Here is a 7,191-nt window from a genome sequence, read left to right as displayed (position 1 = left end):
GAAAGCCCTACTTCGCCGTCATGCCGGCCACCATCGGGCAGCCGCCCTCGCTCATCGGGCGGAACGCCTGCTCGGCCGGGATCGTCTCCAGCACCTTGTAGAGGTCCCACTCGCCCTTCGACTCGGCGGGCGTCTTGGCCTCGAACAGGTACATCGGGTGGATCTTGCGCCCGTCCGGCCGGATCGTGCCCTGGCCGAACAGCGGGTCGTCGGTAGGGATCTCCTTCATCTTGGCGACCACGGCGGCGCCGTCCTTGGCGGAGTGGAGCGCGGCCACCGCCTTCAGGTAGTGCAGCGTGCTGGCGTAGACGCCCGCCTGATACGAGGTCGGCTTCTTGCCGGGCATCCGCTTTGCGAAGCGGTCCGAGAAGGCCCGGGTGCCGTCGGTGAGGTCCCAGTAGAACGAGGCGGTGAAGTCGAGCCCCTGCGCCACCTCCAGGCCCAGCGAGTGGATGTCGGTGATGGCGATCAGCAGGGCCGCGAGTTTCTGGCCGCCCTGGCGGATGCCGAATTCGTGCGCCTGCTTGATGGCGTTGGCGGCGTCGAGCCCGGCATCGGCGAGCCCGATCACCTGGGCGCCCGATCCTTGAGCCTGGAGCAGGAACGAGGAGAAGTCGGGGTTCGGGAAGGGCGTGCGCACGCCGCCGACGACGTTGCCGCCGTTCTTCTCCACCACGGCCTTGGTATCGCGCTCCAGGGCGAGGCCGAAGGCGTAGTCGGCGGTGATGAAGTACCACGTCTTGCCGCCGCGCTTGAGCATCGCCTTGCCGGTGCCGTTGGCCAGCGCCGCGGTGTCGTAGGTCCAGTGCACGGTGTTGGGCGTGCAGGCCGGGCCGGTCAGGTCGGCGGTGCCGCCGCCCGAGTTGATGAAGGCCTTGTTCTTCTCCTTGGTGATCTGCGCGATGGCGAGCGCCACCGAGGAGGTCGGCACGTCGAACACCGCGTCGACGCCGTCTCGGTCGTACCATTGCCGGGTGATCGAGGCGCCGACATCGGGCTTGTTCTGATGGTCGGCGGCCACGACCTCGACCTTCAGCCCGTGCTCCTCCGGCTTGAAGTCCTCGACCGCCATGCGGGCCGCCACCACCGAGCCCTCGCCGGTGGAATCGAAGTAGACGCCGGAGCGGTCGTTCAGCACGCCGATCTTCACCGGCGCGAGGTCGGCCGCGCGCGCCGCGCCGGCACTGAGCGCGCACACGCTCCCGAGCAGCGCCGCGGCGATGTGGCGGAGCGTCATGTCTCTCTCCCTGTTTTTTCGCACGCGGCGGCGTTGATCGGCGCTCGCGGTGTTCGAAGGCAGCGTATCCGCGGGCGATTGCGGCTGATACCGGCGCGGGTGAGGATGCCGCAGATCCGTAAGCGCCACGGCCCTCCCTCCCCCCTCTGCGGGGGAGGGAGGCCCCTGCGTCAGCAGGGGTCGGGAGAGGGGAGCGCGGCTTCCGGACCGGGTGCGACCGCCATGAAGGCCAGCGTTCAATTCTGCACCGTCGCTCCCCGCTCCCGACCCCCTTCGGGGGCCACCCTCTCCCGCATTGGGGAGAGGAAGAATCGCAGGCGATCTACCCCCGTGGCGCCAACCCGAAGATCGCCCGCGCCTGATCGGGCGTGGCCGGATCCCGATCGATGTGGGCGAGCAGGCTCACCGCCTTCTCGACCAGCGCGGCGTTGCTCGGCGCGAGCCGTCCCTTAGACAGGTACAGGTTGTCCTCCAGCCCGACCCGGACGTTGCCGCCCATCCCGGCCGCCACCGCGAGCATCGGGAATTCCTGACGCCCGATCCCGAAGGCCGACCAGATCGCGTCCTCCGGCAGCCGGGCGCGCATCGCCACCAGCGCCTCCGGGGTCGCTGGAGCACCCCAGGGGATGCCGAGGCAGAGCTGGAACAGGGGCGGGCGCGCCAGATGGCCCTCGGAGATCAGGTGCCGGGCCAATTCGATCTGGCCGAGGTCGAACACCTCGATCTCGGGCTTCACGCCCGCGTCGCGGATCCGCCCCGCCATCGCCCGCAGGTGGCCGGGGGTGTTGAGGAACAGGTGCTCGCCGAAATTCATCGTGGCGATGTCGAGGGTGCAGATCTCCGGCCGCAAAGCCGTCACGTGCCGGGTGCGGGCCTCCGGGCTCACGAAGGTGGTGCCGGGGCCGGCCGCGGCCGGGTCGGGATCGCCCGGCACGAACCGGCCCCCCGCCCCCGTGGTCAGGTTGAGGATGACGTCGGTGTTCTTCTCGCGGATCCGCTCCACCACCTCCCGGTAATGGGCGAGTTCCATGCTGGGCGCGGCGGTCGCGGGATCGCGGACATGGATGTGAACCACCGCGGCCCCGGCGGAGGCCGCCTCCAGGGCGGATCGCGCGATGGCCTCCGGGCTCACCGGCACGGCCGGGTTCTTCCCCGGCGTGTCGAACGAGCCCGTGAGGGCGCAGGTGATGACGGTGGTGCTCGACATCTCTGTCCTCCCGGACGTCACATGGCCCCGCCATCGACCGTGATGGTCTCGCCGGTGATGTAGGCCGCCCCCGCGCCCAGGAAAAAGATCGTCTCGGCGACGTCCTCCGGCCGGGCCATGCGGCCAAGCATGGTGCGGCCGACGGTGGAGGCCTTGCGCTCCTCCGACCAGGGCTCGGTCCAGGCCGTGGCGACGAGGCCGGGCGCCACCGCGTTGACCCGCACATCCGGCGCCAGCGCCCGGGCGAGGCTTCGGGTGAGGTTGATCAGCCCGGCCTTGCTGGCCGAGTAGGCGATCGAGGAGCCGCGCCGCCCGAGCCCGGCCACCGAGGCGGTGTTGACGATGGCGCCCCGGTTCTTTCTGAGACTCGCCGCCGCCGCCCGGGCGCAGCGGAACGGCCCGAGCAGGTTGGTGGCGAGGATCGTGGCCCAGAAGTCCTCGGTCATCGCGTCGAGGTCCTCGAAGGCGATCGGCGTGGTGGTGCCCGCGGTGCCGGCATTGTTGACCAGCACGTCGAGGCCGCCCAGGGCTTCGATCCCGGCCGCCACCATCGCCTCGGCGGCACCCGGCGCCGACACGTCCCCGGGCAGGGCAATCACCGAAAAGCCCTCCCCGGCGAGCCGGCCGGCCTCGGCGGGGCCGCGGGGATCGTCGGGCAGGTGATTCAGCGCCACCGTCGCGCCGTTGCGGGCGAAGTGCGCCACCGTCGCGAGCCCGATGCCCGACGACGCCCCGGTGACGAGGACGCGCCGTCCTGAACAATCGGCCCCGATCATGTCCCCTCCATCCGGCCGATCCCGGCCATCGCGGCCTTGAGCGCCAGGAGCTTGCGGTCGCGCTCGCGGAACAGCTCTTCCGGCGGGCGCCCGCCCCAGTCGAAATAGCCCTTGCCGGCCATCACGCCGGTGCTGCCTTCGGCGCAGAGGGCGTCCAGGGTCTCGGAGCGCGCGCGCGGGGGCGGCGGGGCGTAGCTGCCGTTGGCCAGCGCCCGCTGGGTCAGCTCCAGCCCGGTGAAGTCCGCCTTCGCGAGGTGGCCGAGGATCGGGATGCGCAGGGAGAGGCCGTGGATGATCGCGTCGTCGATGTCCTTCGGCGCGGCGACGCCTTCGTCGAGGAGCTGAAACACCTCGGCGCTGATCGCCTGCTGGATGCGGTTGGCGATGTAGCCGGGGATGAAGCGCTTCAGCACGATCGGGACTTGGCCCAGGCCGCGCACCAGATCGGCCATCGCGGCGACGACCGCCGGGTCGGTGCCGGGGCCGGGCACCACGTCGACGAGGTCGACGATGTAGGGCGGCGTGTACCAGTGCAGGATCAGCGCCCGCCCCTGCCGGCCTTGCGGGATCAGCGGGAAGACGTCGAGGTAGCTGGTGTTGCTGGCGAGGATCGTCTCGGCCGGGCAGAGGCGATCGAGCTCGGCGAACAGGGCGCGCTTGGCCTCCGGGTTCTCGGTGATCGCCTCGATCACGAGACCGGCGCCGGCCAAAGCGGGTTCGAGCTCCGCCTCGACCCGGACCGCCGCCCTGAGCCTGTCGGCGTCCCAGCCCTCCGGGGCGGCGCCGGCCTCCCGCAGGGTCGCGAGCGCCGAGGCCATGAGGGCGGGCACCCGCGCGCGGGTCTCCGGCTGCGTGTCGGTGATCCGCACCGCGTGCCCGTGGAGCGCCAGCACCAGGGCGATGCCGTGCCCCATCAGGCCACCGCCGACGATCGCGATCTCGCTCATGCGGTTCGGGCCCTCCCAATGCATCGCCATCCTGCCCGCGACCTCATCCTGAGGTGCCCGCGCCAGCGGGCCTCGAAGGAGCCCTCCAGCCGGCCGCGCGATCCCTGGCGGGCTCCTTCGCGGCCTTCGCTATGCTTCGGCGCTTCAGGATGAGGGGGAGGATTGGATTGAACGGGCATGCTGTCAGGCTCTCACACCGTCGCGATCGGCGTCGTCGGCGAACCCACCGCCCCGGGCAGGCGCAGCGGCGGCGCGGTGAGCAGGAACCGGCTCCGGCCCTGCGCGCGCAGCCAGTCGGCGAGCGGCGTTAGGTGCCACAATTCGCCGAGATTGACCCCGAGCTTGAACAGGCAGTGCTCGTGCAGCGGCAGCGTCGCGCAGCAGGCGGGGCCGGGTCCCGCCGGATAGGCCTCGACGGCGTAGTTGTCGGCGATCAGCGCGCAGAGCCCGGTGCGGGTGATCCAGTCGAGGAGCCGCGGATCCCGCCCGTCGAGCCCGGCGCAGAGATTGTGGACCAGCGTCGGGTCCGGATCGCCGCCCATGGCGATCAGGCGCTCGGCGAAGCCCGTGTGCAGGCAGACCATGTCGCCGGGCTCGACCACGACGCCGTCGGCCTCCAGGATCCGCGCGAGCTGGTCGTAGCCGACGCGGGTCTTGGCGTCGCCGAGATGGGCGCGCAGGTCGATCATCACGGCCCGGCCCTGCATGCCGGTCTCGGCCAGCCGCTCGATCCCGAGGTGTTTCGCCCGGGACGGCTGGTCGGCCGCCTCGATCCGCTCCGGCCCGACGATGTCGCGGCCGCCCCGGAAGCCGTTGTAAAAGGTCGGGCCCGCCCCGGTGCCGTCCGCGTCGAACAGCGAGCCGACATGGGCGAGGGAATCCCACTGGGTCGAGTATTGCAGGTGGATCAGCGCGCGGTCGTCGCAGATCACGTCGGTGGCGCCGTCGACCTCCTCGCAGACCGGGAAGTTCATGTTCGGCCGGCCGTTGGCGCGCCGCGTCGGGGTGATCTGCGGCGGGTGGCGGCGCGGGTTGAGGACGTTGCCCCCCGGCAGGTCCAGCGGCAGGCTGAGGCAGAAGGTCAGGCCCTCCCGCACCTCGGCGACGCCCTGGCGCACCTTCTCGGGCGTCAGGAGATTCAGGCGCCCGCGCTCGTCGTCGGGGCCGAAATCGCCCCAGGTCGAGCCTTCGGGCCGGCGGGTCCAGCGCAGGGTCATGGGGCCGAGCCCCGGCCCGGGACGGTTCCCGACGCGCGTGCGTTCCTCACCTGACGTCCGCCCTTCTTCGAGGCCGTGCGGTCCGCCTGTCGCGGATCCACCCGGAGCCTAGGCCGGTGCCGCCGGGCCCGAAAGCCCGTCGGCGGACAGCGCGGGCCCCGTGAAACCCGCCCCGGCCTCAGTTCTTGCGGACCAGCGGCTCCGGCACGGGCTTGGCGGCCGCCATCGGGAAGGGCACGACCACCCGAAACCAGCCCCGGGTCTCCTCGTTGTGCCGGCGATACCCGGCGCCGTTGCGGGTGTCGCGGGCGATGATCTCGCGCGTCACGAAGGTCTGCAGGATGACGTGCCCGAAATCGTAACCGACGAGGCCGCCGGCCGCGACGAACCCGTCGCGCTGGAACCGGGAGAACAGCCGGTCCCTGCGGTTCACTGACAGGTCCGTGTAGCCGTACGCGACGGCGCCGATCTCGAAACGACCGAACTTCTTGGTGGCGGTGAGATCCAGGTTGAGCTGGTCGGCCACCGGGATCGGGCCGATCGCCGCCCCCACCGGGCCGCCGAACCGGCCATGCGCGTCGAACGGCCGGTTGTAGGTGAGGACCGCCGAGAGGTTCAGGCTGCCGTCGCCCACAAAGCTGGCGGCGAGGCGCTGGGTCAGCGTCGCCGACGCGGCCTGCGCGACCAGCGGCGTGCCCCGGAGTCCGATGCCCAGCGAACCGCGATCACCGTAGGGCAGGTAGGCACCCGCGATGTACGACACGCCGAACCCGCCGCCGAGGTTCCAGGCGAAGATGCTGCCGAGGAACGGCGTGTAGAGCGTGCTGATCTCCTTGTTGGGGACCGGCGCCGGGTTGTGGGTGTTGATGAACACCGACGGGAACGCGACCACCGGCTCGATCCGCGCGCCGAAGACCTTGAGCGGCGACGAATAGATCATGAACGGGATGTTGACGCCGATCTCGGCGGCGTCGCGCCGGTCGGCCCGGCCCCAGCTGAACGTGTCGAAGGCGTAGAAGCCCTCCGGCAGCGGCAAGCCCGGCGCAAGGCCTACCTGCTCCCCTGGCTGCGTGACGGCGGCGGCGCGGGCCTGCCCGGCCACCCCGATGGCGAGGCCGATCATCGCCGCGGCCGCGGTCCCTGTTCGTCCGAGCATGCCGCCCCCCTGGTCTTCGGCGTTGCGCCTCGGCGGCGCCGCCGAATCCGGCCCTTCAGGAGTGAGGCAATATGTCGCATCAGGGAAGCGCGGCGATGGCCGGAGCGCGGGGTCCCGGCCGGGGGGCACGAGCAAAAAACTGCACGCTGTGGCCGAAATGCCATGATCGTTCCGGGGCCCCGCATCGGGGAGAACGACCGGCCGGAAACGTCACGCGGCGCTCGAGGGTGGCCCCTTGTGATCCCTCCGGCGGCGGCTACAGTCGGCCGCAAGCCCGCGAATAAAGAATGCGGGCGCCGAGATCGAGGAAACGCCGATGCCCGAGACCGCCGCCGCCCGGCGCGCCCAGATCCGGCGCAGGCTGCCCGCGCTGCTGGCGGCGGGCGCCCTGCTGGCGGGCCCGGCCCACGCCGCGGACCCGATCAGGATCGGGGTGATCGCCGAGGCGCAGTCGGTGGCCGGGGCCTCGATCCCGCAGGCGGTGCAGCTCGCCGCCGACGAGATCAATGCCAAGGGCGGGGTCGACGGCCGGCAGATCCAGGTCGTCACCTACGATGACAAGAGTTCCGCCTCCGACGCGGTCCGGGCGTTCCAGCGGGCGGTGTCCGAGGACAAGGTCAACCTCGTCATCGCCAGCTACATCTCCGAGGT

Annotated in this window: 7 protein-coding genes; 1 reads left to right on the top strand and 6 read right to left on the bottom strand. The window is 71.5% G+C overall.

Translation table 11 applies throughout. From position 1 onward, the window contains the following. Positions 1–7 precede the first annotated feature (7 nt). The 6 genes from MKK75_RS28475 to MKK75_RS28450 all read right to left on the bottom strand — a co-directional run bounded on the left by MKK75_RS28475 (position 8) and on the right by MKK75_RS28450 (position 6,540). Positions 8–1,237 carry an ABC transporter substrate-binding protein gene (locus MKK75_RS28475; RefSeq protein WP_244045848.1) on the bottom strand — a complete coding sequence of 410 codons (1,230 nt, stop codon included), beginning with the start codon at positions 1,235–1,237 and terminating at the stop codon, positions 8–10. Between the two features lie 322 nt (positions 1,238–1,559). Next, positions 1,560–2,444 carry a 3-keto-5-aminohexanoate cleavage protein gene (locus MKK75_RS28470; protein WP_244045847.1) on the bottom strand — a complete coding sequence of 295 codons (885 nt, stop codon included), beginning with the start codon at positions 2,442–2,444 and terminating at the stop codon, positions 1,560–1,562. Between the two features lie 17 nt (positions 2,445–2,461). Further along, on the bottom strand, positions 2,462–3,220 hold the full coding sequence (locus MKK75_RS28465) for an SDR family NAD(P)-dependent oxidoreductase (protein WP_244045846.1): 759 nt from the start codon (positions 3,218–3,220) through the stop codon (positions 2,462–2,464). Next, positions 3,217–4,167, bottom strand: a complete 951-nt coding sequence (locus MKK75_RS28460) for a 3-hydroxyacyl-CoA dehydrogenase family protein (protein WP_244045845.1) — start codon at positions 4,165–4,167, stop codon at positions 3,217–3,219. The genes MKK75_RS28465 and MKK75_RS28460 overlap by 4 nt, the downstream gene beginning before the upstream one ends. A 191-nt stretch (positions 4,168–4,358) precedes the next feature. Then, complete coding sequence (locus tag MKK75_RS28455; protein ID WP_244045844.1) at positions 4,359–5,384, bottom strand: cyclase family protein; 1,026 nt, start codon at positions 5,382–5,384, stop codon at positions 4,359–4,361. A gap of 178 nt (positions 5,385–5,562) precedes the next feature. Then, positions 5,563–6,540, bottom strand: a complete 978-nt coding sequence (locus MKK75_RS28450; protein ID WP_244045843.1) for a transporter — start codon at positions 6,538–6,540, stop codon at positions 5,563–5,565. A gap of 316 nt (positions 6,541–6,856) precedes the next feature. Here MKK75_RS28450 and MKK75_RS28445 point away from each other — a divergent pair. Then, a partial coding sequence (locus MKK75_RS28445) for an ABC transporter substrate-binding protein (protein WP_244045842.1) occupies positions 6,857–7,191 on the top strand: 335 nt, incomplete at its 3' end.

It is taken from the genome of Methylobacterium sp. J-030, assembly GCF_022829545.1.
Lineage (GTDB): Bacteria > Pseudomonadota > Alphaproteobacteria > Rhizobiales > Beijerinckiaceae > Methylobacterium.
Note: the sequence above shows the minus strand (reverse complement) of the source record. Positions and strands in the feature narration are given on the sequence as shown.

Bases quoted from the DNA above. Each gene is read 5' to 3' on its own strand.
- MKK75_RS28475 (WP_244045848.1), bottom strand. From the start codon at position 1,237: ATGACGCTCCGCCACATCGCCGCGGCGCTGCTCGGGAGCGTGTGCGCG.
- MKK75_RS28470 (WP_244045847.1), bottom strand. From the start codon at position 2,444: ATGTCGAGCACCACCGTCATCACCTGCGCCCTCACGGGCTCGTTCGAC.
- MKK75_RS28465 (WP_244045846.1), bottom strand. From the start codon at position 3,220: ATGATCGGGGCCGATTGTTCAGGACGGCGCGTCCTCGTCACCGGGGCG.
- MKK75_RS28460 (WP_244045845.1), bottom strand. From the start codon at position 4,167: ATGAGCGAGATCGCGATCGTCGGCGGTGGCCTGATGGGGCACGGCATC.
- MKK75_RS28455 (WP_244045844.1), bottom strand. From the start codon at position 5,384: ATGACCCTGCGCTGGACCCGCCGGCCCGAAGGCTCGACCTGGGGCGAT.
- MKK75_RS28450 (WP_244045843.1), bottom strand. From the start codon at position 6,540: ATGCTCGGACGAACAGGGACCGCGGCCGCGGCGATGATCGGCCTCGCC.